The sequence below is a fragment of the Saliniferula longa genome (genome assembly GCF_050789285.1).
Taxonomy (GTDB): Bacteria; Pseudomonadota; Alphaproteobacteria; order Rhodobacterales; family Rhodobacteraceae; genus CAVPWP01.
Window position 1 is genome coordinate 56,090 of the sequence record NZ_JBOUVX010000002.1, and the last position, 19,623, is coordinate 75,712.

Sequence of the window (19,623 nt, forward strand, 5' to 3'; positions counted from 1 at the left end):
AGGAGCTTCGCGATGCTGATCGTTCTGTCACCGGCCAAGCGGCTCGATTGGTCCGAAACGGGGCTTCAGACCACCGAACCCGTCTTTCCGCGCGATGCGGCGCGACTTGCCGGACACGCCCGCCAGCTGACGCTTGGCGATCTGAAGGCGTTGATGGGCCTGTCAGATGACCTTGCGCGCCTCAACCGTGACCGCTTCCGGGCCTTCACACCCGACCCCGACCCGGAAACGACGCGCCCCGCAATCCTCGCCTTCGCCGGCGACACATATGTCGGCCTCGATGCGCGGTCACTTGACAGCGAAGCGCTCGACTGGGCGCAGGACCATCTGCGCATCCTCTCGGGCCTTTACGGTCTGCTGCGCCCCCGCGACGCGATCCAGCCCTACCGGCTCGAGATGGGCAGCCGTCTGAAGACGCGGCGCGGCACATCGCTTTACGACTTCTGGGGGGACCGGATCGCAACGGCCTTGAACGAGGCGGCCGGCGCAATCGGCACGGACGTGATCCTGAACTGCGCGAGCCAGGAATACTTCGGCGCGGTCGATCGCAAGCGCCTGACGGTGCGGGTCCTGACCCCCGCCTTCCTCGAGGACCGCGACGGCGAGGGTCGGACCATCGGACTTTTCGCGAAGCGCGCCCGGGGCGCAATGGCGCGCTTCGTCATCGACCGTCGGATCACCAGCCCCGAGGGTCTGAAGGAATTCGACACGATGGGCTACCGCTTCGACCCCGTGGCAAGCACGCCCGACACGCCGGTCTTCCGGCGGCCCTATGGCGCCGAGGAGGCGCTGAAAGAGGCGTCATAGCTTCGGCGGCGGAACAACAAAGGCGCAGGTGGGCCTTCGGCGATATCGTCGCTCAGACCGCCTGCCTTGGCGCCGGCATCGGGGGTGACGGGGCCGGACAGGTCACCCGTCGCGGGGGCGTCGGCCACCCTGCCAGACGGCGCCTCTGACACCCTGGCTGTCTCGCTTTCCGCACCGGTCGCGATCCCGGCTACTACCCATTCGACAGACGGGACGGGGTGCCCGGAAGGGTTGGCGTCCGGCCGCTCGGTCGCCAGGTCGGTCGCCGTGTCGGCGTCAGCCGAAACTTCGGCATGCTCGGGTGCCATGAAGGCCGGGCGTTGCGGCGCCCTTGCACCGGAACCGCCCGACGGCTTCGAGGCCTGCGTTGGCTCGGGCGAGGTGGCGGCGGTTCCGTCCGCAGATTCCGCAGCCTCGGCGCATGGGCCGGAGGCGTCTAAAGCGGCAGGATCGATGAGAGCGGAGTCCGTTCCATCCGGGTCCCGCGCGACGCCTGTCCGGGGACCCGACCCTGCCCTGCGATCGTCGATGCCGAGGTCCGCCTCGCCGTCCTGCGCATCCAGGACGCCCGGCGTGGGCCGATCGGGCGCGGGGATCGGTGGCAGCGCGTCTTCCGGGCAGGCCACAAGGATGTATTCCTCAAGCGCGGTCTTCTTCAGCGGCTTGGTGAGGTAGTAGTCAACCCCGGTCGCAAGAATTTCGCGTGCATGATGTTCCATCGCATGGGCCGTGATCGCCACGATCGGCGTTCGCGGCAGGCCCTCTTCCGCCTCGATCGCGCGAATGCGGCGGGCGGCTTCCTTGCCGTCCATGAGCGGCATCGAGATATCGGTGAAGATCAGGTCGGGGCGGGCGCGGCGGAAGCTTTGCACCGCTTCGGCACCATTGCCCACGATTTCAAGCTCGATCGCCATGGCCTTCACCATGCTCGAGAAGACGAACTGATTGGTCTTGTTGTCCTCGGCCAGCAGCACCCGCATCTGCCGTGGCCCGTCGCCCCCCAAGGTCTCGGGCCCATCGGGATAAGGTTCGGCGCGATCCGCATCGATCGGCTGCCGGGCCGCAGGGTCCGCCTCGGCACCGCAAAGCGGCACCTCGCGTGACGCGCCCGGCGCGACCGCGCCGGCGGGCTTGACGGCCTGCGCAAGCACCGCCGCGAGTTCGCGGCGCATCAAGGGCCGGGCCATCGCGGCCGTCACCTCGAAGGGGGGCGCAGGTTTGGCGCTGGGGGAGGCGGTCAGAAGGAAGACCGCCGGTCCCTGCCCGGGCACTGCCCACCGGCCCTGCACCAGCGCTTCGGGAAGTCCCGGCGCCTGGGCAAGGGCCGCGGCGACGAAAACCGCGTCCTGCGCGGCAGGATCGACGGCGTCTTCCCAACGCTCCACCACGTCGACCGAAAGCCCCAGGGCGACCAGTTGCTTCTCGGTGATCGAGCGCGCGATCCCGGGGGCGTCGATCAGAAGCGCCCGCCGCATCCAGTCGGGGGCGCGATAGGGCTGGTCAAGCGCGCCCTTCGCCGCCGCCATCGTCACGTGGAAGCCAAAGCCCGATCCGCGCCCAAGCTCGGACTCGACCCAGATCTCGCCGCCCATCAACCCGACGAGACGCCGCGTGATGGCCAGACCAAGGCCGGTGCCGTCGTGCAGCCGGGCACTTCCCTCGTCGACGCGATTGAACTCGCCGAAAATGTGTTCAAGCCGGTCCACCGGGATGCCGATGCCGGTGTCTTCGACAGTGACGTGCACGCGCCACGTCCCGTCGTCGTCCGCCGGCAGCCCGACCACCGCGATCGAGACGTGTCCGGCGTCAGTGAACTTGATCGCGTTGCCGACAAGGTTCGTCAGGATCTGCCGGACGCGGCCCGGATCGCCCACGAAGTTGGTGGGCAGGAACATGTCATAGTCGACGGCGACCTGCAGGCCCTTGTCCTGAGCGGCCGGCAGCAGCAGGGTCACAATCTCCTGGATGCAGCGCTCAAGGTCGAAGGGCTCGGGGTGCAGGTCCAGCTTCTCGGCCTCGATCTTGGAGTAGTCGAGGATATCGTTGATGATGACCAGAAGCGCCTCGCCCGAGTTCTTGATCGTCTCGACATACAGTCGCTGCTCGTCGCTCAGCCCGGTTTCTTCAAGAAGCTGGGCCATGCCGACGACCCCGTTCATCGGTGTGCGGATCTCGTGGCTCATGTTGGCGAGAAAGGCGGACTTGGCGCGGTTCGCGGCCTCGGCCTTGTCGCGCGCATCCTCAAGCTGGGCCTCGCGCCGGATCGTCTCAGTGATGTTGAGCGCAAGCGTGACCATGTCGCCGTCCCGCGTGCGCCGGTCGATCAGCTTGACGAACTCGCCATTCCAAAGGCGCAGGACGATCGGTTCGATGACCTCCTGTCGCCAGCGCGCGCGCATCATCTCGCGCCAGTCCGACCGCGTCAGACCTTCGGTGTCGACGATGCCTTCGTCGGTCATCAGGTCCAGCAGCATGTCGGTGTGGATGCCCGGGCGCACCATGTCGAGCCCGTCGAACGCCGCCAGATAGGCGCGGTTCGCCGCCACCATGATGTTCGCCGAATCGAAAACCGCGAACCCGTCGCGGATGGTCTCGAGCGAATCCCAAAGCCGCCGTTCGGCGATCTGAACCGCGCTTTCGGCCCGGGCAAGATGCTGCTGGGCGACCACGAAATCGTCGCGCAGGGTCTCGGCCTGCCGCCGCGCCGCCTCCACTTCCTGCCGCTGACCGATGACTTCTTCGGAAAGACCCCGCGCATGCGCCGCGATAGCGCCGTTGGCCGAATAGAGTTCGGCCCGCTTGAGGTCGAGCATCCGTTCAGCGGCAAGACGCGCTCGCCGCTCTTCCGCCAGCCGGTCGGTCAGATCCATCGCGCGCCTCCGTTTTGCCCCGTGTCCGAACGGGCCGATCATCGCGCGCGGGGTGTAAAGAAGCCCTTAAGTCCGGCCGGCCGCCCTCGGTCAGATCCGCTCGATCGCAAGGGCGATGCCCTGCCCTCCGCCGATGCACATCGTCACCAGCGCAAGGCTGCCGCCGATGCGGTCAAGCTCGTACATCGCCTTGATGGTGATGATCGCGCCAGTGGCCCCCACGGGATGTCCGAGCGCGATGGCCCCGCCATTGGGATTGACCTTGTCGTCGGGCAGGCCCAGTTCGCGGCTCACCGCGATGGCCTGCGCGGCGAAAGCCTCGTTCGATTCGATCACGTCGAAATCGCCCACGGCAAGGCCCGTCCGCTCCAGCAGGCGGCGGACGGCGGGCACGGGCCCGATCCCCATGACCTCGGGGCGCACCCCGGCATGGGCATAGCCCCTCACGCGGAAGCCGGGCTTCAGACCATGGGCCTGCGCCGCATCGGCGCGCGCCAGAACCAGTGCCCCCGCCCCGTCGTTCAGCCCGCTCGCGTTGCCGGCCGTGACCGTCCCGTCCTTCCGGAAGGCCGGCCGCAGACCGGCCAGAGCTTCGGCGGTGGTCGCTTTAGGATGCTCGTCGGTGTCGAAGGCAATCGTCTCGCGCCGGCCCTTCACCTCGACCGGCACGATCTGCGCGGCGAACCGCCCTTCGGCGATGGCCCGCGCCGCACGCGCCTGGCTTTCAAGCGCGAAGGCGTCCTGCGCCGCGCGCGTCACACCGTGCTCGTCGGCCACGTTCTCGGCCGTCACCCCCATATGACCGGTGCCGAACGGACAGTTGAGCGCCCCCAGCATCATGTCCTGCGCCGGCGTGTCGCCCATCTTCTGGCCCCAGCGCGCGGTGGGAAGGATGAAGGGGGATCGGCTCATGCTTTCGGCTCCGCCCGCCAGTCCGAAATCGGCATCGCCCAGCTCAAGCGCCTGAACCACCGACACGATCGCCTGCACACCCGAACCGCACAAGCGGTTGACGTTCATCGCCGGAACGGTCTCGGGCACGCCGGCCTCCATCGCAGCGGCCCGACTCAGATACATGTCGCGAGGCTCGGTATTGATGACATGTCCGAAGACGACCTGACCCACCGCGCCTGGCTCGATCCCCGCGCGCGCGATCGCCGCGCGCGAGACCGTGGCGCCCAGCGCGATCGGCGGCGTTGCCGCAAGCGCTCCGCCGAAGCTGCCGATCGCGGTGCGCGCACCGGAAAGAATGACGATGCCGGTCATGGGGGCCTCCCTCCTGTAATCCCGCCATCCATCCTAGCGGTCGGCGACCGCGTGCGCATCCCAAACGCTGCGTCGTCGCGCCAGCGCCCGGTCAGCGAAGCGTGGTCAGAACGGCAAGCGCCGCGCGAAACGCCTCGCCATGGTCGCCAAGCTCGTCCATCACCCGGGCTTCATAGGTCATGGCCTCGGGCAGAACCTTGTCGACCAGCGCACGCCCGGCTTCGGTCAATGACAGCTCGACCAGACGGCGGTCGCCGTTGTTCACCTGTTTCGAGACATACCCCGCCGCCTCGAGACGGCTGGCCGCCCGGCTGATCTTCGATTTGTCCATCTCGACCCTGGCGTGGATCTCGCGCACGCTGACCGCGTCGACGCGGCTCAGGTACGCCAGAACCCTCCATTCGGGTATCGAGATCCCGAACCGCTTCTGATGCGTTCGCGCAAATTCCCTGCTGACCCTCTCAGCCGCCACGGCAAGCTGATAGGGCAGGAATCCCTCAAGGACGAACCTCGTCACTTTACTCTCCCCTGTCACCACACATCCGCAAGGACGCCACGAAAGGCGCCACGACGCAAGTCGCGGGTCCATGATTGGGAGCGAAACCCCGAAATTTTCAGCCGAAAGTGCCCCGCAGCCCGCCGGTCTGGCCCCGATCCAGCAGGATATGGTCCAGCAGGACGCAGGCCGCCATCGCCTCGGCCACCGGGACCGCGCGGATTCCGACACAGGGATCGTGCCGGCCCTTGGTCACAAGGTCGACTGCCTGCCCGGCCCGGTTGATGGTCCGGCGCGGCGTCAGGATCGACGACGTTGGCTTCACCGCAAAGCGCACCACGATGTCCTGACCGGTCGAGATGCCGCCAAGGATGCCGCCAGCATGGTTCGAGGCATAGACCGGACCCTCCGGACCCATCGAGATCTCGTCCGCGTTCTCGACGCCGGTCAGCGCGGCCGACGCCATCCCGTCGCCGATCTCGACCCCCTTGACCGCGTTGATCGACATCATCGCCGCGGCCAGATCGGTGTCGAGCTTGCCATAGACCGGCGCGCCAAGACCTGGCGGGAAGCCTGTGCAGGCCACCTCGATCACCGCGCCGACCGAGTTGCCCGATTTGCGCAGATCGTCCAGATACTCGGCCCAGTCAGCCGCCGCGACGGGGTCGGGCGTCCAGAAGGGATTGCGGTCGATCTCGTCACGATCAAAGCGCGCGCGGTCGATCGCCCGTGGACCCATCTGCACCATGTAGCCGGTGATCGACGCCGCCGGCAGCAATCGTGCCAGCGCCGCCCGCGCCACGCCGCCCGCGGCCACCCGCGCCGCCGTTTCACGCGCGCTCGACCGGCCACCGCCGCGATAGTCGCGGATGCCGTACTTCTGCCAGTAGGTGATGTCGGCGTGGCCCGGACGGAACGCCTCGGCGATCTCGCCGTAGTCTTTCGACCGCTGATCGGTGTTGCGGATCATCAGCTGGATCGGCGTTCCGGTGGTCCGCCCCTCGAAGACACCCGACAGGATCTCGACTTCGTCAGCCTCGCGGCGCTGGGTCGTATAGCGCGATTGCCCGGGCTTGCGCCGGTCAAGCCAGACCTGGATGTCGGCCTCGGCCAGCGGCACGCCCGGGGGGCAACCGTCGACGGTCGCGCCCAGCGCCGGCCCGTGGCTTTCGCCCCAGGTCGTCACGCGGAAGAGATGTCCGAATGTGTTCAGGCTCATGCGGCGACGCCTACCCCCAAACCGTCCCCGCCTCAAGAAGCGGAACGCAAGGCGCCTCCATCGACCCGGAAATATCCCGGGGGCGTCGCCGAAAGGCGACGGGGGCAGAGCCCCCGCACCTCTTTTTTCTGGCCCGATGTAGGAATCCGCCCCCCGCAGGACGTCTTCTGGGTATCGGCGTCAATCGGGGCGTCGGCCAGATGGAGACAGACCAATGAAAATCCTTCTTTGCGCCCTCGCGGTTTCGACCGCCGCGTGCGCCGCCCTGCCGGCGCTGTCCGACGCCTCTGGCGCCGCGACGCTTCGGACGCTTCACGGAACCTATGTCAGCCCCGCCGTCGAAGAGTGGTACGGTGGCTACGGCACGCGAGAGTTCGTCTTCGCCGACGGGCAATGGAGCCTCATCTTCACCCATGCTCTCGATCCCGCGATGACGATGCGCACGTTCCAGTTCCGCACCGGCGGCGCCTATCGCGTCGGCGCGGCCTCGCAGATCGTCGAAGGGGCCTACGACACGGTTTTCGACGAGGATTGGAAACATGTCACCCTGCTCACCGACGTGCCCGAGATCATCGCCGGGATGGGCATGGCGGACTGCGGACTGACCGTGAACCTCGAAACCGACATCTCCGCCAGCGGCTGCGCCGCATGGGCCCCGGTCGCGGTCTGTGGCGAGGATCACGATCTGATCGCTCTGTCCGACGAAGGGCTTCACTTCGGCCAGCGTCCCGCCGACAACGACATGTGCACAGCCGACAAGCGGCCCACCGCCCTTCTTCCCGCCGTCGTGGCGCGCTGACGATCAGAGGACAGACCGATGAAATACATGATGCTGCATTACACCCTGCCGGGCGACGGCTCGGCCCCGGCGCCCGAATCCATGGATGTTTCCGTCTGGGCCGCCTACACGCAGGCGCTGATCGCGTCGGGTATCTTCGTCTCGGGCGACGCGCTTCTGCCACCGCATACCGCCTCGACCCTGCGGATCAGCGACGGCGTGCGGGATATCCAGGATGGCCCCTATGCCGCCAGCAAGGAGCATCTTGGCGGCTACTACATCGTCGACGTGCCAGACCTCGACACCGCGCTTGACTGGGCGGCGCGAAACCCGGCGGCCGTCTTCGGCGCCGTCGAGGTGCGACCCGTCCTGACCCTTGGCGAATGACCGGACCGGCCTCTGCCGAGATCGAAAAGGTGGCGCGCCTGTCCTACGGCAGGCTCGTCGCCACCCTGGCCGCCCGCACCGGCAGCGTCGATGCGGCGGCCGACCTTCTGTCCGACTCGCTTCTGCGCGCGCTTGAAACCTGGCCCGAACGCGGCATCCCCGACCGGCCCGAGGCCTGGCTGATCGCCACGGCGCGCAACCGCGCCACCGACGCGGTCCGGCACGCAAGGGTGGCGCGGGCTGCCGAGGCCCATCTTGTCCTTCTGGAAGAGGAACGCACCGAGATGGCCGAGGCCGTCACCCCCGACCAGACGCTGAACCTGATGTTCGTCTGCGCCCATCCCGCGATCGACGCCCGGATGCGCACGCCGCTGATGCTGCAACTGGTGCTCGGGCTTGACGCGGGCCGCATGGCCCAGGCCTTTCTTGTCCCGCCCGGGACGCTGGGCCAGCGGCTGACCCGGGCCCGGGCCAAGATCGAGGGGGCGCGCATCGGCTTTGCCCTGCCCGAACCTCAGGACATGGCGCCGCGCCTCGGGCATGTCCTCGACGCGGTCTATGCCGCCTACACCGTCGGCGCCGACGGCCTTGCAACCGGCGACGTGAAGTCGACCTCGCTTGCGCAGGAGGCGCTGTGGCTCGCCAGTCTCCTTGCGGCCCGGATGCCGGATCAGCCCGAGGCGCAGGCGCTTTTCGCGCTCATGCTTTATTCCGAAGCCCGCAGACCGGCGCGCCGGGGCGCCGAAGGGGCCTACGTCGCGCTCGAGGACCAGAACCCGGCCCTGTGGGACGCCGCGATGATCGCCGAGGCCGACGCCGTCATGCGGCGCGCCACGGCGAACCCCACATTGGGCCGCTATCAGATCGAGGCGGCGATCGAGGCCGTCCATTCCGACCGCCGCCGCACCGGCTGCACCGACTGGCCGGCGATCGCCGGCCTCTATCGTGGCCTTCAGGCGCTTCATCCCACGATCGGCGCGCTGACAGGCCTTGCCGCCGCGCTGGGTGAAACCGAAGGCGCGCGGGCGGGGTTGGCGGTCCTTGACTAGGCCGACCTGGCCAGACGGGCCACCTACCAGCCGTGGTGGGCGGTCCGCGCCCATCTTCTTGCCGCCGCGGGCGAGCTTTCCGACGCGGCCGGCGCCTATGACCGGGCGATCGCGCTGTCCGACGATGCCACGGTCCGCGCCTTCCTTGCGCGACGCAAGGGCGCCCTTCCCCGATCATGAGGGCCTTGCGCCCGGCCGCCGGAGGACTATGTTCGGCCCTACCTCGGGGTGCCCTGCAACAGGGCTGAGATGCGCGGCATGCGCGAACCCGTCGAACCTGAACCGGCTAATACCGGCGGAGGGAAGGTCAGAGCGTTCCTCTACCCGAACCCCGCCCGGCATGCGTAGAGGATGACATGAAGACCACCCTGACCATGACGGCGCTTCTGTGTGCAACGGCCCTTGCGGCGCAGGCACAGGACAGACCCGTCCTTACCGTCTATACCTATGACAGTTTCATCTCGGACTGGGGCCCCGGCCCCGCAGTAGAGGCGGCCTTCGAGGAAACCTGCGACTGCGACGTGCAGTTCGTCGGCGCGGGCGATGGCGCGGCGCTTCTGGCGCGGCTTCAACTGGAAGGCGCCAGGAGCGACGCCGACGTGGTGCTTGGCCTTGACACCAACCTCACCCGCCGCGCGGCAGAAACCGGGCTTTTCGCCCCCCATGGCCGCACCGGCCTTGCATTCGATCTGCCGGTGGCCTGGGACGACCCGCTGTTCCTGCCCTTCGACTGGGGCTACTTCGCCTTCGTCCATGACACGACGCGCCTGCCGGAACCGCCCACCAGCCTTCGCGCCCTTGCCGACAGCGATGTCTCGATCCTGATCCAGGACCCGCGATCCTCGACCCCCGGCCTGGGACTTCTGATGTGGGTGAAGGCGGCCTTCGGGGACGAGGCCCCCGCGCTTTGGGAGGCGTTGTCCGACAACATCGTCACGGTCACGCCCGGCTGGTCCGAGGCCTATGGCCTGTTCCTTGAAGGCGAGGCCGACATGGTGTTGTCCTACACGACCTCGCCCGCCTACCACCTTATTGCCGAGGGCGACGCGACCAAGGCCGCGGCGCCCTTCGAGGAAGGCCATTACATGCAGGTCGAGGTCGCGGGCCTCCTGGCCTCGTCCGACCAGCCGGCGCTCGCGCAGCGATTTCTCGACTTCATGCTGACGGACGCGTTCCAGTCGGTCATCCCGACGACGAACTGGATGTATCCCGCGGTAACGCCGAACGCGGGCCTGCCTGACGGCTTCGAGACGCTGATCACCCCTGAAACAGCGCTTCTGATGTCGCCCGACGAGGCCGAGAAGATGCGCGATGGCGCGCTGGACGAATGGCGCGCCGCGCTGAGCCGCTAGCGGTCGCGGCGGGGGCCGGGGCTGCCGCGCTTGTCGCGGCCTTCGTCGCCGGCCCCCTGATCGCGGTCTTCCTGCGGGCCGAAACGCCTGCCGTCCTCGGCCCCGCCGACTGGGCGGCGGTGCGCTTCACGGTGGTGCAGGCCTTGGTGTCCGCGGCCCTCAGCGTGGCGCTTGCCATTCCCGTGGCGCGGGCGCTTGCGCGGCGCGACTTTCCCGGGCGGCGGCTTCTCGTCACCCTTCTTGGGGCGCCCTTCATCCTTCCCGTGATTGTCGCGGTCCTTGGGCTTGTGGCCGTCTTCGGACAGAACGGGCTGGTCAGCCGGGCGCTCGGGGCTGCGGGGTTCGCGCCGTTGTCGATCTACGGCGCACATGGGGTCATCCTGGCCCATGTTTTCTTCAACCTGCCGCTTGCCACGCGATTCCTTCTGCAGGGCTGGCAATCCGTTCCCGCCGAACGCTTCCGGCTTGCCGCCTCGCTCGGGATGAGCGCGTCCGACATCGCACGCACCATCGAACGGCCGATGCTGCGCGCGGTGGCCCCCGGCGCGGCGATGGTGATCTTTCTCGTCTGCCTGACCAGCTTCGCCGTCGCCCTTGTCCTTGGCGGCGGCCCCCGGGCCACGACGGTCGAACTGGCGATCTATCAGGCGTTCCGCTTCGACTTCGATCTGGGCAAGGCGGCGCTCCTGGCGCTGGTTCAGATCGTCCTTACCCTGGCGGCCACGGCCCTGGCCTGGCGGCTTACGACGCCATCGGGCTTCGGCACCGGGCTGGACCGCCCGGTCGCACGCTGGGACGCGCAGACCCCGGCCCTTCGCGCCATCGACATCGCCGCGATCAGTCTTGTCACGTTGTTCCTGTTGCTCCCCCTGGGCGCCGTGGCCGCGGCGGGGCTGCCGCGCCTTGCCGAGCTGCCTGCCGGGATCTGGCCGGCGACGCTGCGGTCGATCCTCGTGGCGCTGGCTTCAGCCGCACTGACTTTGGGCCTTGCCAGCGCCATCGCCGCGGGCGCCGCCAGCCTTGCCCCCCGCGCGCCGGGACGCGCGGGTCTGATCGAGGGCGCAGGCTATCTGACGGTCGCGGCCTCGTCCCTTGTCATGGGCACGGGGCTGTTCATCCTTCTCTACCCGCTTGCAGATCCGCGCGCGCTGGCCCTTCCAGTGACCGCGCTTGTCAATGCGCTGATGGCACTGCCCTTCACGCTGCGGGTCCTGATGCCGGCGGTGTCGGAGACGTTGCGCGACTATGGCCGCCTTGCCGACAGCCTTGCCATGCCGCTCCTCGCACGGCTGCGCCTGGTCTACCTGCCGCGCCTCTCGCGCCCGATCGGGTTCGGCGCAGGCCTTGCCGCGGCGCTGTCGATGGGCGACCTTGGCGTCATCGTGCTCTTCGCCGACCCTCAGGCACCGACATTGCCGCTGCAGGTCTACAACCTCATGGGCGCCTACCGCATGGCAGACGCCGCCGCCGCCGCCCTTCTTCTGGTGACGATCAGCCTTGCCCTGTTCTGGGTCTTCGACCGCGGGGGCCGGCGGAATGCTTGAGCTTCAGCGCCTGCGGTTCACCCGGGGCGACTTCACCCTGACCGCCGACTGGACGGTCGACGCCGGCCAGCGCGTGGCCATCGTCGGCCCCTCGGGGGCGGGGAAATCCACCCTGCTGTCGCTGATCGCCGGGTTCGACAGCCCCGACGAGGGCCGCATCCTCTGGCAGGGGCGGGATCTCACACCGCTGGCGCCGGGCGCGCGCCCGGTCTCGACGATCTTTCAGGACCAGAACCTCTTTCCCCATCTCGACGTGGCCGCGAACGTCGGGCTTGGCGTTTCGCCGGCGCTGCGCCTGACCCAAGGGGATCGCCGCAGGGTCACGGACGCGCTTGCCCGCGTCGGCCTTACGGGGTTGGAGGCGCGCAAGCCCGGCGATCTGTCGGGGGGCCAGCAGGCCCGCGTGGCGCTGGCGCGCACATTGATCCGCGACCGTCCGCTCATGCTTCTGGACGAAGCCTTCTCGGGCCTTGGTCCCGCGCTCAAGGCGCAGATGCTGGACCTTGTTGCGGAGTTGTCGGAAGAGGCGGGCATGACCGTCCTCATGGTCAGCCACAGCCCGGGCGATGCGCGCCGAATCGCGGACGAAACCATCTTCTTCGAGAACGGCCTTGCCCATCCGCCGCGACCCACACAGGCCCTCTTCGACAATCCGCCCGAGGCGCTGCGCGCCTATATCGGCACATGAAAAGGGGCGCGCCACACAGGCGCGCCCCGACGTTTGTCACCTGAGGCGGGTGCTCATTCGGCCGGCTGCGTGCCCTTGGCCGCGCGCTTGACCGGCGCCCAGATGCGCTTGTTGGTCAGGTAAAGCATCACCGCAAGGATCGACAGCATCAGCACGCCGGTGAAGCCAGCCTGCTTGCGCGCCATCATCTTCGGTTCGGCTGTCCACATCAGGAAGGCGGAAACGTCCTGCGCGATCGACTCGAGATCCGTGGGCGCACCATCCTCGAACACGACGTCGTCACCCCAGAGCGGCGGCGCCATCGAGATCCAGCCCCCCGGGAAGGCGGTGTTCTCGTAAAGGATCGTGCCCGCCTCTTCCTTCTCTTCGCCGGTATAGCCGGCCAGGAGCGAGGCGATGTATTCGGCGCCGCCCATGCCGCGGAACAGCTGGTTCAGGCCGGTACCGTAGGGGCCGTGGAAGCCAGCCCGCGCCTTGGCCATCAGGCTGAGGTCCGGGGCGTTCGCCAGATTCGACCCTGGAAAGTGGTCGGTCGGGCGCGCCGGACGGAAATCGCCTTCGCCATCCAGGAGGGTCGGATCCCAGACCTCGTAGAACTCGGCATAGGCCCGGACCTGATCCTCGGGCAGGCTTGGCCCGCCCGGATCGCCCAGCGTCCGGATCGGCACCTGCTTGAGGCCGTGGCAGGCCGAACAGACTTCGGTGTAGACCTGAAGACCGCGCTGAAGCTGCATCGTGTCGTAGGTTCCGAACGGCCCTTCGAACGAGAACGAGAAGTCATGCACATGGCCCGTGGTGCCGGCGGCCTGAGCGGCCCCCGAGGACAGCCCAAGGGCCAGCCCAAGTGCGGCGATGGCGGAAAGTGTCACGCGTTTCAGCATTTTCTCAGCTTTCCTTTCTCACTCGGCCGGGGTCGGGTCGGCAAGACCGCCACCGGTCGATTTCGACTTGCCGTAGGTGGCCTTGAAGTCGTCTTCGATCGTCGCGGGCTGCGGCAGCGGCTTCTCGATCACGCCCAGAAGCGGCAGGATGACGAGGAAGTACGCGAACCAGTAGGCCGATCCGATCAGGGCGATGTAGGGATAGATCCCCTCGGCCGGCATGGCGCCGACCCACATCAGGACCATGAAGTCCACGACCAGCAGCCAGAACCACCACTTGAACATCGGGCGGTAACGACCCGACCGCACCGACGAGGTGTCAAGCCAGGGCGCCAGCGCCATCACCACGATCGCGCCGAACATCGCCAGCACGCCGAAGAACTTGGCGTCGATGATGCCGCCGGTGATGAAGGACGCGAACTGCACGACCCAGACGCTGTCGTCGAAGGCCCGCAGGATCGCGTAGAACGGCAGGAAGTACCATTCCGGCACGATGTGCGCGGGCGTCGCGAGGGGGTTCGCCTCGATGTAGTTGTCGGGGTGGCCCAGGTAATTGGGCATGAAGCCCACGACCGCGAAGAACACCGCCAGGATCACGACCAGCGCGAACAGGTCCTTGATCACGAAGTAGGGCCAGAAGGGCAGCGTGTCACGCTCGGCCACGTCCTTCGAGGTGCGCCGCACCTCGACGCCCGTCGGGTTGTTGTTGCCCGTGGTGTGGAAGGCCCAGATGTGAAGCACCACCAGCCCGAGGATCACGAAGGGCAGCAGGTAGTGCAGCGAGAAGAACCGGGTCAGCGTGGCGTTGTCCACGGCCGGCCCGCCCAGCAGCCAGGTCTGAAGGCTTTCGCCCACGAAGGGAATCGCGCCGAAGAGGCCGGTGATCACCGTGGCGCCCCAGAAGGACATCTGGCCCCAGGGCAGCACGTAGCCCATGAAGGCGGTGCCCATCATCAGCACGTAGATCAGGATGCCGATGATCCAGGTGACTTCGCGCGGCTCCTTGTAGGACCCGTAGTAGAGCCCCCGGAAGATGTGGAAGTAGACCGCCAGGAAGAACAGTGACGCCCCATTCTGGTGCAGGTAACGCAGCATGAAGCCGCCGTTCACGTTGCGCATGATGTGTTCGACGCTGGCGAAGGCCAGCGACGTGTCGGGCGTGTAGTGCATCACCAGAACGATGCCGGTGACGATCTGCAGCACGAGGCAGAAGGTCAGCACGATGCCCCAGATCCACATCCAGTTGAGGTTCTTGGGCGTCGGGATCATCAGCGTGTTGTAGATCAGATCGACGATCGGCAGCCGGCGATGCAGCCACTTCTCGGCGTTGCTCTTCGGCTCGTAATGATCGTGGGGAATTCCGGACATTTCCTGTTCTCCCTTACCCGAGCTGGATCGTCGTTTCGTCAACGAACGCCGCCACCGGAACCGGAAGGTTCCGCGGGGCGGGTCCGCGACGGATGCGGCCAGCGGTGTCGTAGTGCGATCCATGGCAGGGGCAGAACCACCCGCCGTAATCCCCGGCGCCATCCCCCAGAGGCACGCAGCCAAGGTGGGTGCAGACGCCCATCATGACCAGCCACTCGCCGGCTTCGTCGAGGGTCCGGTTCTCGTCGGTGGCCGGATCACCGGCCGCGATGTTCGCGTTCTCGGCCAGAGGGTCGATCAGGTCGGAAATCTCGACCTCGCGACCGGCAAGGATTTCTTCCTCGGTCCGCCGCCGGATGAAGACGGGCTTGCCCAGCCATTTCACCGTCAGCTGGGTGCCGACGGCCACTTCGGAAACGTCGACCTGGATCGAGCTCAGCGCCTGAACATCGGCGGACGGGTTCATCTGGTTCACCAGCGGCCAGACCGCCGCCCCGCCGACAACCAGTCCGGTGCCGGCCGTGGCATAGAAAAGAAAGTCGCGGCGTGTGCCTTCGTCGTTTTCTGCGTGGGACACGGTATTCTCCATCTCCGAAGCCCGCGACGCGGGCCAACAGGCATAGCGGCCGCATCCACAGGGCGGCCATTCCCGCGGCTATGTAGCGGCGTGTCTTGGTGGCGTCCAGCGCACAATGCCGCGAATTCCCTGCGCCTTTGGTCGCATGGGGGCGCCTACAGCGCCCGGGCAAGCAGGGGCGCGGTCAGCCTGACGGCGAATCCCAGGAAGAAGACGCCAACGCCAAGGTTGATGAGCGGAGCCGCGCGCAGGTAAAGCGCGGCCGCCCCGCGGGTCGAGAAGATCGCGGCATAGAAAGTATGGATCCCCAGCGACAGAAGACAGGCCCCAAGCGTCAGAAGCGCGATGTCGCCGGCCGAGGCCTCGGCCGTCGGGAAAATGCCCAGGATCGCGATCCAGGTGGTCAGCGCCTTGGGATTGGTCGCGTTGATCGACAACGAGCGCAGGAAGGACTGGCGCGGCCCAAGCCCGGCGACGCCCCTCAGCGTCGCCTCACGCCCCGAAACGCCCTGCCAGCCTGCGCGGATATACCTGGAGGCAAACCAGATCAGAAGGACGGCGGCCATCACGGTCAGCGTCTCGTGCGCATAGGGCACGACGGCGAAGACGGCCGTCATCCCAAGCGCCATCCCAAGGCACCAAAGGCCGATGCCAAGTCCCACCGCCGCCGCCGACGCCAGCCCGGCCACGCGCCCCGATCCCATGGCCGCGGTGATCGTGTTCAACACGTTCGGACCCGGCGACAGGATGTTCAGCGCAAGGATCGTCCACACGGTGAGAAAGGCACTGGCGGGCAGCGTCACGCGGGCGGAACCGTCGCCTCCATGCTGGGCCTGGCCGAGAACGTCCCGTACCACGCCGCCAGCGATGGGCGCCCGGCGCGCCAGTTGCGCGGACCGTGGCGGAAATCAAGGTAGCCCAGCGCGCAGCCGACGGCGATCTGGCCCATGTCGAGCTTGCCGTGAAGGTGGCTCATCCAGCGCGCTTCGATCGCATCAAGGGCGCGCGCCGCCTTCGTCCACTGTGCCTCGACCCAGGCCTCGCTGCGCATCGCCTCGTCGCGCACCCGGCCTTCGTAGACCATCAGGACAGCCGCATCCATGATGCCGTCCGCCGTCGCCTCGAGCGTCAGCGTCTCCCACAGGCTGCGGTCGGGATAAAGGCCGGACCCGGCCAGGGCGTCGAGATAGCGGCAGATCACCCGGCTGTCATAGATCGCGGGGCCGTCGGCGCGCACCAGCGTGGGGATCTTGCCCAGCGGGTTCTTCGCCTTGTTCTGGTCATCGGGCGCCAACGGGCTGTTCGCGACGGCGACGATCTCGACATCGCCCAGAAGCCCGGTTTCGTGCAGAAGCACGCGCACCTTGCGGCAGAAGGGCGACGCGGCGCTGTCAAACAGCTGCATCAGACGCGGCGCACACGGATTCGCGTCAGCGCCGTCGCGTCGATCTCGATCCCGGGACCACCCGTACCGAAGCGGAAGGTCCGCTTCATGCGGCCGCTGGCGTTCATCTGCTCGGCGTCCTTTCGCCAGAACAGACCTTCCCCGGTCTCGTCCATGGCGTCCTCGGCGCGCTGATCGCGGCGGGCAACGGCCGCGCTGCGGGTGATCGCGTAGGTCGCAAGCGCAATCGCGCCATAGCGCAGCGCGACACCGGCGATGGGGGCAAGGGGCAGGGCCATGGGTCGGTTTCCTTCGATCCGTCTCCTGGTCGTCTGCCACAGGATATGGGAAGCCGTTCGTCCCTGTCCACTGGCATCCCATGCGTGGGTATCAGTGCACGGACATCGGAGGCGCCGGCGTCGACGGCAGTCGGGGCGCCGGTCTAGAACGCCGCCGCCTGAAGGCGGGCCTCGGCCACCCCGGCCATCCGTGTCCGGACGATGTCGCCCACGGGCTGATCGGACGCAAAGTCGACCTCGGCGAAGGTCTCGGTCCGTCCCATCCGGGGGCTTTCCATGAGCACCGCCGCCTCGGTCCCGACCAGGGACGCAAGGTGCCGCGCGGCAGCCCGGTCGCCAGCCGCGCGCAGGCGCGCGGCCCGGTCGCGGATCGCCTCGCCCCGAACCTGGGGCATCCGGGCCGCCGGGGTCCCTTCGCGCGGGGAATAGGGAAAGACATGCAGCCAGGTCAGCCCGCACTCTTCGACCAGCTTCAGCGAGTTCTCGAACATCGCATCCGTTTCGGTGGGAAACCCCGCGATGATGTCGGCGCCGAAGGTCATTCCGGGCCGCAGGCGCCGGGCCTCTTCGCAGAAGCGAATCGCGTCGTCGCGCAGGTGCCGCCGCTTCATCCGCTTGAGGATCAGGTCGTCGCCGGCCTGCAGGCTGAGGTGAAGATGCGGCATCAACCGCGCCTCGGTCGCGATCGCCTCCATGAGATCCTCGTCGACCTCGATCGAATCGATCGAGCTGATCCGAAGGCGCGGAAGCTCGGGCACCAGCGTCAGGATGCGCCGGACAAGATTGCCGAGCTTCGGCTGACCCGGCAGGTCCGCCCCCCAGCTTGTCAGGTCGACCCCGGTCAGCACGACCTCGTTGAAGCCCCTGGCCACCAGCCGGCCGATCTGGTCCACCACCACGCCGGCCGGGACCGAGCGTGAATTGCCCCGCCCGTAGGGGATGATGCAGAAGGTGCAACGGTGATCACAGCCGTTCTGGACCTGGACATAGGCCCGGCTTCGGGTGCCGAATCCGTCGATCAGATGGCCCGCGGTCTCGGTCACGGCCATGATATCGTCGACCACGACTTTCTCGGTCTCGCCGATCAGCCCGCCCGCAAGACCTGCCCAGGTCTCGGGCCGGCCCTTTTCGGAATTGCCCAGCACAAGGTCGACCTCGGGCATCGCCGCGAAGGTCGCGGGCTCGGTCTGGGCAGCGCAGCCCGTGACAATGAGGCGGGCGGTCGGGTGCTTGCGCCTGAGGCGCCGGATCTCCTGCCGGGCCTTTCGCACCGCCTCGGCCGTCACCGCGCAGGTATTGACGACCACCGCGTCGCCAAGGCCGGCCGCGGCCGACATCTCGCGCATGGCTTCGGTCTCGTAGGCGTTCAGACGGCAACCGAAGGTCGCGAAGACGGGCGGGTTGGCGTTCATGTCGCCCCCTGGTCTAAGTGCAGCACCCCGTCGAAGACATGCGCCATGGGTCCGGTCATCCAGACGCCATCGTCGCGCCAGTCGATCTCGAGCGTGCCGCCGTCGACGATGACCGCGACCCGGCGTCCGACAAGCCCCCGCCGCGCCGCCGCCACCGCCGCCGCGCAGGAACACGACCCGGAGGCGAGCGTGACGCCCGTGCCGCGTTCCCAGATCCGCACGCGGAGGGTGGCGGGGTCACGGACCTCGACCAGTTCGACATTGGTGCGTTGCGGAAACAAGGGGTGCGTTTCGAAACCGGGGCCGATGGCGGCGATATCCGCCGCCTCGGCGTCGTCGACGAAGAAGGTGCAGTGGGGATTGCCCATCCCTGTGGCCACCGGATCGCCCGCGATCGGCAGGTGAAGCGTGTCCATCGCTTGTGCGAGGGGGATTTCGTCCCAGGCCAGAAGCGGCGCGCCCATGTTCACCCGGGTCAGACCGCCGCCCGCATCCTCGCAGGCCAGAAGTCCACGCTCGGTGCGCAGGGTGACTGAGGCCTTGCCCTCGGTCGCCATAAGGTGCCGCGCGATGCAGCGCGTCGCGTTTCCGCAGGCCGCCGAGGTCGTTCCATCCGCGTTGAAGAAGGTCAGCCGCGCGTCCGCCTCTGCGTCGGCGTCGATCAGCGCAAGCTGGTCGCACCCCACACCGCGATGACGGTCCCCGATCAGGCGCACCTCGTCGGCGCGCAGATCGACCGGATGGCTTCGCCGGTCGATCACGACGAAGTCATTGCCAAGCCCGTGCATCTTCATGAACGGCACGGAACGGGAGGGAGCGGTCCTGCGCATCGCGCGGCATATAGCGGCTGTCCGGCATCTTGGGAAGCGCGAGGGGCGCGCGAGGGGCGATTGTGCCTTGACGCTTCGCAGAGTGGGGTTTAGTGACCCCCTCCGTGCGGGGACGACTGTCGCCGTGCGACCTTGTGGTATGGGCCGTTAGCTCAGTTGGTAGAGCAACTGACTTTTAATCAGTGGGTCACTGGTTCGAATCCAGTACGGCTCACCACTTGAAACAAGGGCTCGGCCGGAAACGGCTGAGCCCTTTGTTTTTCGGCACAGCCATCAGACAGCTACGGGAATGGCAGGTTGCCTCCAGACTCGGTGCCGCGCCACGATGAGGCCGCGGCCAGCCCAAGGTGCGCCGCAACGGCCATTGCGGCGCGAGGGCGGTCCCGCCCGTCCGCACCCACAAAAGAGAGACGCCG

The 19,623-nt window shown here is 67.8% G+C and carries 19 protein-coding genes, 1 tRNA gene and 1 riboswitch; of the genes, 8 read left to right on the forward strand and 12 right to left on the reverse strand.

What is annotated here, in order from left to right:
• Nucleotides 1-12 precede the first annotated feature (12 nt).
• On the forward strand, nucleotides 13-807 hold the full coding sequence (yaaA, locus tag ACRDNQ_RS06855; RefSeq protein WP_431827911.1) for a peroxide stress protein YaaA: 795 nt from the start codon (nucleotides 13-15) through the stop codon (nucleotides 805-807).
• On the opposite strand, the gene ACRDNQ_RS06860 is transcribed toward yaaA, so the two are convergent.
• The 4 genes from ACRDNQ_RS06860 to aroC form a co-directional block, all read right to left on the reverse strand.
• Complete coding sequence (locus ACRDNQ_RS06860) at nucleotides 771-3,677, reverse strand: ATP-binding protein (RefSeq protein ID WP_431827912.1); 2,907 nt, start codon at nucleotides 3,675-3,677, stop codon at nucleotides 771-773. The two genes, yaaA and ACRDNQ_RS06860, sit on opposite strands and share 37 nt — an antisense overlap.
• Nucleotides 3,678-3,767: 90 nt before the next feature.
• Nucleotides 3,768-4,943: an acetyl-CoA C-acyltransferase family protein gene (locus ACRDNQ_RS06865; protein ID WP_431827913.1), complete on the reverse strand. Its 1,176-nt coding sequence runs from the start codon at nucleotides 4,941-4,943 to the stop codon at nucleotides 3,768-3,770.
• A gap of 91 nt (nucleotides 4,944-5,034) precedes the next feature.
• Nucleotides 5,035-5,460 carry a MarR family winged helix-turn-helix transcriptional regulator gene (locus tag ACRDNQ_RS06870; protein WP_431827914.1) on the reverse strand — a complete coding sequence of 142 codons (426 nt, stop codon included), beginning with the start codon at nucleotides 5,458-5,460 and terminating at the stop codon, nucleotides 5,035-5,037.
• Between the two features lie 97 nt (nucleotides 5,461-5,557).
• On the reverse strand, nucleotides 5,558-6,658 hold the full coding sequence (gene aroC / locus ACRDNQ_RS06875) for a chorismate synthase (RefSeq protein ID WP_431827915.1): 1,101 nt from the start codon (nucleotides 6,656-6,658) through the stop codon (nucleotides 5,558-5,560).
• A gap of 214 nt (nucleotides 6,659-6,872) precedes the next feature.
• Here aroC and ACRDNQ_RS06880 point away from each other — a divergent pair, with 214 nt between their 5' ends.
• The 6 genes from ACRDNQ_RS06880 to ACRDNQ_RS06905 all read left to right on the forward strand — a co-directional run bounded on the left by ACRDNQ_RS06880 (nucleotide 6,873) and on the right by ACRDNQ_RS06905 (nucleotide 12,456).
• Nucleotides 6,873-7,457, forward strand: coding sequence for a hypothetical protein (locus tag ACRDNQ_RS06880; RefSeq protein ID WP_431827916.1), 585 nt, complete (start codon nucleotides 6,873-6,875; stop codon nucleotides 7,455-7,457).
• A gap of 18 nt (nucleotides 7,458-7,475) precedes the next feature.
• Complete coding sequence (locus tag ACRDNQ_RS06885) at nucleotides 7,476-7,823, forward strand: YciI family protein (RefSeq protein WP_431827917.1); 348 nt, start codon at nucleotides 7,476-7,478, stop codon at nucleotides 7,821-7,823.
• Nucleotides 7,820-8,872: an RNA polymerase sigma factor gene (locus ACRDNQ_RS06890; RefSeq protein WP_431827918.1), complete on the forward strand. Its 1,053-nt coding sequence runs from the start codon at nucleotides 7,820-7,822 to the stop codon at nucleotides 8,870-8,872. Before ACRDNQ_RS06885 ends, ACRDNQ_RS06890 begins: the two co-directional genes overlap by 4 nt.
• A gap of 214 nt (nucleotides 8,873-9,086) precedes the next feature.
• Nucleotides 9,087-9,193, forward strand: a riboswitch (TPP riboswitch).
• 53 nt (nucleotides 9,194-9,246) lie between these two features.
• Nucleotides 9,247-10,224: a thiamine ABC transporter substrate binding subunit gene (gene thiB, locus ACRDNQ_RS06895; RefSeq protein WP_431829082.1), complete on the forward strand. Its 978-nt coding sequence runs from the start codon at nucleotides 9,247-9,249 to the stop codon at nucleotides 10,222-10,224.
• Nucleotides 10,200-11,768 (forward strand): thiamine/thiamine pyrophosphate ABC transporter permease ThiP, encoded by a 1,569-nt coding sequence (locus ACRDNQ_RS06900; protein WP_431827919.1) that lies wholly within the window; start codon nucleotides 10,200-10,202, stop codon nucleotides 11,766-11,768. The genes thiB and ACRDNQ_RS06900 overlap by 25 nt, the downstream gene beginning before the upstream one ends.
• Complete coding sequence (locus tag ACRDNQ_RS06905) at nucleotides 11,761-12,456, forward strand: thiamine ABC transporter ATP-binding protein (RefSeq protein WP_431827920.1); 696 nt, start codon at nucleotides 11,761-11,763, stop codon at nucleotides 12,454-12,456. The genes ACRDNQ_RS06900 and ACRDNQ_RS06905 overlap by 8 nt, the downstream gene beginning before the upstream one ends.
• A gap of 53 nt (nucleotides 12,457-12,509) precedes the next feature.
• Here ACRDNQ_RS06905 and ACRDNQ_RS06910 read toward each other — a convergent pair whose 3' ends face one another.
• From ACRDNQ_RS06910 to dapF, 8 genes are all read right to left on the reverse strand, one after another.
• The gene (locus tag ACRDNQ_RS06910) at nucleotides 12,510-13,337 is read right to left on the reverse strand and encodes a cytochrome c1 (RefSeq protein ID WP_431827921.1); all 828 of its coding nucleotides are present in this window, start codon (nucleotides 13,335-13,337) and stop codon (nucleotides 12,510-12,512) included.
• 18 nt (nucleotides 13,338-13,355) lie between these two features.
• Nucleotides 13,356-14,705 carry a cytochrome b gene (gene petB / locus ACRDNQ_RS06915; protein ID WP_431827922.1) on the reverse strand — a complete coding sequence of 450 codons (1,350 nt, stop codon included), beginning with the start codon at nucleotides 14,703-14,705 and terminating at the stop codon, nucleotides 13,356-13,358.
• 13 nt (nucleotides 14,706-14,718) lie between these two features.
• On the reverse strand, nucleotides 14,719-15,282 hold the full coding sequence (petA, locus tag ACRDNQ_RS06920) for a ubiquinol-cytochrome c reductase iron-sulfur subunit (protein WP_431827923.1): 564 nt from the start codon (nucleotides 15,280-15,282) through the stop codon (nucleotides 14,719-14,721).
• Nucleotides 15,283-15,437: 155 nt separating this feature from the next.
• Nucleotides 15,438-16,085 carry a LysE family translocator gene (locus ACRDNQ_RS06925; RefSeq protein ID WP_431827924.1) on the reverse strand — a complete coding sequence of 216 codons (648 nt, stop codon included), beginning with the start codon at nucleotides 16,083-16,085 and terminating at the stop codon, nucleotides 15,438-15,440.
• The gene (locus ACRDNQ_RS06930; protein WP_431827925.1) at nucleotides 16,082-16,687 is read right to left on the reverse strand and encodes a glutathione S-transferase; all 606 of its coding nucleotides are present in this window, start codon (nucleotides 16,685-16,687) and stop codon (nucleotides 16,082-16,084) included. The genes ACRDNQ_RS06925 and ACRDNQ_RS06930 overlap by 4 nt, the downstream gene beginning before the upstream one ends.
• A complete protein-coding gene (locus ACRDNQ_RS06935; RefSeq protein WP_431827926.1) occupies nucleotides 16,687-16,965 on the reverse strand; it encodes a hypothetical protein in 279 nt (92 codons plus the stop codon). Before ACRDNQ_RS06935 ends, ACRDNQ_RS06930 begins: the two co-directional genes overlap by 1 nt.
• 143 nt (nucleotides 16,966-17,108) lie before the next feature.
• Nucleotides 17,109-18,377 (reverse strand): tRNA (N(6)-L-threonylcarbamoyladenosine(37)-C(2))-methylthiotransferase MtaB, encoded by a 1,269-nt coding sequence (gene mtaB, locus ACRDNQ_RS06940; RefSeq protein WP_431827927.1) that lies wholly within the window; start codon nucleotides 18,375-18,377, stop codon nucleotides 17,109-17,111.
• Nucleotides 18,374-19,171: a diaminopimelate epimerase gene (gene dapF / locus ACRDNQ_RS06945; protein WP_431829083.1), complete on the reverse strand. Its 798-nt coding sequence runs from the start codon at nucleotides 19,169-19,171 to the stop codon at nucleotides 18,374-18,376. The genes mtaB and dapF overlap by 4 nt, the downstream gene beginning before the upstream one ends.
• 177 nt (nucleotides 19,172-19,348) lie before the next feature.
• On the opposite strand from dapF, the gene ACRDNQ_RS06950 reads away from it, so the two are divergent.
• Nucleotides 19,349-19,424, forward strand: a tRNA-Lys gene (locus ACRDNQ_RS06950).
• The last annotated feature ends 199 nt before the right edge of the window (nucleotides 19,425-19,623 follow it).

Excerpts from the sequence above, each read along its gene's own strand:
- yaaA (WP_431827911.1), top strand. The coding sequence starts at position 13 with ATGCTGATCGTTCTGTCACCGGCCAAGCGGCTCGATTGGTCCGAAACG.
- ACRDNQ_RS06860 (WP_431827912.1), bottom strand. The coding sequence starts at position 3,677 with ATGGATCTGACCGACCGGCTGGCGGAAGAGCGGCGAGCGCGTCTTGCC.
- ACRDNQ_RS06865 (WP_431827913.1), bottom strand. The coding sequence starts at position 4,943 with ATGACCGGCATCGTCATTCTTTCCGGTGCGCGCACCGCGATCGGCAGC.
- aroC (WP_431827915.1), bottom strand. The coding sequence starts at position 6,658 with ATGAGCCTGAACACATTCGGACATCTCTTCCGCGTGACGACCTGGGGC.
- ACRDNQ_RS06880 (WP_431827916.1), top strand. The coding sequence starts at position 6,873 with ATGAAAATCCTTCTTTGCGCCCTCGCGGTTTCGACCGCCGCGTGCGCC.
- ACRDNQ_RS06885 (WP_431827917.1), top strand. The coding sequence starts at position 7,476 with ATGAAATACATGATGCTGCATTACACCCTGCCGGGCGACGGCTCGGCC.
- ACRDNQ_RS06890 (WP_431827918.1), top strand. The coding sequence starts at position 7,820 with ATGACCGGACCGGCCTCTGCCGAGATCGAAAAGGTGGCGCGCCTGTCC.
- thiB (WP_431829082.1), top strand. The coding sequence starts at position 9,247 with ATGACGGCGCTTCTGTGTGCAACGGCCCTTGCGGCGCAGGCACAGGAC.
- ACRDNQ_RS06900 (WP_431827919.1), top strand. The coding sequence starts at position 10,200 with ATGGCGCGCCGCGCTGAGCCGCTAGCGGTCGCGGCGGGGGCCGGGGCT.
- ACRDNQ_RS06905 (WP_431827920.1), top strand. The coding sequence starts at position 11,761 with ATGCTTGAGCTTCAGCGCCTGCGGTTCACCCGGGGCGACTTCACCCTG.
- ACRDNQ_RS06910 (WP_431827921.1), bottom strand. The coding sequence starts at position 13,337 with ATGCTGAAACGCGTGACACTTTCCGCCATCGCCGCACTTGGGCTGGCC.
- petB (WP_431827922.1), bottom strand. The coding sequence starts at position 14,705 with ATGTCCGGAATTCCCCACGATCATTACGAGCCGAAGAGCAACGCCGAG.
- ACRDNQ_RS06930 (WP_431827925.1), bottom strand. The coding sequence starts at position 16,687 with ATGCAGCTGTTTGACAGCGCCGCGTCGCCCTTCTGCCGCAAGGTGCGC.
- ACRDNQ_RS06935 (WP_431827926.1), bottom strand. The coding sequence starts at position 16,965 with ATGGCCCTGCCCCTTGCCCCCATCGCCGGTGTCGCGCTGCGCTATGGC.
- mtaB (WP_431827927.1), bottom strand. The coding sequence starts at position 18,377 with ATGAACGCCAACCCGCCCGTCTTCGCGACCTTCGGTTGCCGTCTGAAC.
- dapF (WP_431829083.1), bottom strand. The coding sequence starts at position 19,171 with ATGAAGATGCACGGGCTTGGCAATGACTTCGTCGTGATCGACCGGCGA.